1 protein-coding gene is annotated in these 245 nt (G+C 53.1%); it reads left to right on the top strand.

Features of this window, described 5'->3' with window-relative positions; all coding sequences use genetic code 11:
* Nucleotides 1-42: 42 nt before the first annotated feature.
* Nucleotides 43-245, top strand: a 203-nt coding sequence (locus AC1RPU_RS08455; RefSeq protein WP_481769724.1) for a hypothetical protein, incomplete at its 3' end; no start/stop codon positions are given.

Below are 245 nucleotides of genomic sequence, written 5' to 3' on the forward strand. Positions count from 1 at the left end.
GTATAGAACTATACTGGGCTTTCTATATTTCAGGAGCCGAAAATGACTGACGATCTGATTCTCTTCCACCGTGAAATCCTCCGCTGGATCGAAGATGGGTGTCCGGAGCACGCTAGCTTCATGGACCGTATGGGGCTGTGCCTCAATGCCGAAGTTTGGCTGTACGATCGCATGTCGGAACAGCCGGAGGCGTGGAAAAAGAGCCGCGAATTCCGTCAGGCGCTGATCAACCAGTTCGTGATCGC

It is taken from the genome of Dellaglioa sp. CoH-55-MRSF-7, from assembly GCF_056782235.1.